General features: G+C 67.4%; 1 protein-coding gene. It reads right to left on the bottom strand.

All coding sequences use genetic code 11. The annotated features are described in order from the left end of the window. A partial coding sequence (locus tag JQ603_RS37865) for a beta strand repeat-containing protein (RefSeq protein WP_212348749.1) occupies positions 1 to 1,490 on the bottom strand: 1,490 nt, incomplete at both ends.

The following is a 1,490-nucleotide window of genomic DNA, read 5'->3' as shown; positions in this document are numbered from 1 at the left end:
GCCTGGATCGTGTAGGTGAACACCAGCTGGGTGCCGCCGCTGCCCGAGGCGTAGCTGGCCTGCACCGGCGTCCCGCCGATGTTCAGGACAAGTTGCGGCGTTCCTGTTACCGTGACGCTCTCGCTGAACGACACCGTGATGCTGACGACGTCGCCGGCATTGAGCGTGCCGTTCTGCGCCCCCGTCGCGCTGGTGATCGCCTCGCTGCTCACCGTCGGGGCGGCGGTATCGACCTTGTAGCTGGCATTGTCGGCCACCGCGGCCGCGGTCAGCACCGCGGCATTGCCGGCCGCATCCGTGATCGTGCCGCCGTTCAGGCTCAAGGCGTTGGCATCGATGCTGATGCCGTTGGCATCGGTCTGTCCGGCCTGGATCGTGTAGGTGAACACCAGCTGGGTGCTGCCGCTGCCGGAAGCGTAGCTGGCCTGCACCGGCGTTCCGCCGATGTTCAGAGCCAGCTGTGGCGTCCCTGTTACCGTGACGCTCTCGCCGAACGTCACGGTGACGCTGACCACGTCGCCGGCATTGAGCGTGCCGTTCTGCGCCCCCGTCGCGCTGGTGATCGCTTCATTGCTCACCGTCGGCGCGGCGGTATCGACCTTGTAGCTGGCATCGTCGGCCACCGCGGCCGCGGTCAGCACCGCTGCGTTGCCGGCCGCGTCCGTGATCGTGCCGCCGTTCAGGCTCAGCGCGTTGGCGTTGATGCTGATGCCGTTGGCATCGGTCTGGCCGGCCTGGATCGTGTAGGTGAACACCAGCTGGCTGCTGCCGCTGCCGGAAGCGTAGCTGGCCTGCACCGGTGTCCCGCCGACGTTCAATGCCAGTTGCGGCGTCCCGGTCACGGTGACGCTCTCGCTGAACGTCACGGTGACGCTGACGACGTCGCCGGCATTGAGCGTATTGTTCTGCGCCCCCGTCGCGCTGGTGATCGCTTCACTGCTCACCGTCGGCGCGGCCGTATCGACCTTGTAGCTGGCATTGTCGGCCACCGCGGTCGCCGTCAGCGCTGCCGCATTGCCGGCGGCGTCCGTGATCGTGCCACCGTTGAGGCTCAGTGCATTGGCATTGATGCTGATGCCGTTGGCATCGGTCTGCCCGGCCTGGATCGTATAGGTGAACACCAGCTGGCTGCTGCCGCTGCCCGAGGCGTAGCTCGCCTGCACCGGCGTCCCGCCGATGTTCAGGGCCAGCTGCGGCGTCCCCGTCACCGTGACGCTCTCGCTGAACGACACGGTCACGCTGACCACATCGCCGGCATTGAGCGTATTGTTCTGCGCCCCCGTCGCGCTGGTGATCGCCTCGCTGCTCACCGTCGGCGCGGCCGTATCGACCTTGTAGCTCGCATTGTCGGCCACCGCGGCCGCCGTCAGCGCCGCCGCATTGCCGGCGGCGTCCGTGATCGTGCCACCGTTGAGGCTCAGCGCATTGGCGTCGAGGCTGATGCCGTTGGCATCGGTCTGCCCGGCCTGGATCGTGTAGGTGAACACCAG

Origin of the sequence: Bradyrhizobium liaoningense (assembly GCF_018130825.1) — a bacterium.
Classification (GTDB): domain Bacteria; phylum Pseudomonadota; class Alphaproteobacteria; order Rhizobiales; family Xanthobacteraceae; genus Bradyrhizobium; species Bradyrhizobium liaoningense_B.
This window is presented reverse-complemented; position numbering and strand designations above follow the sequence as displayed.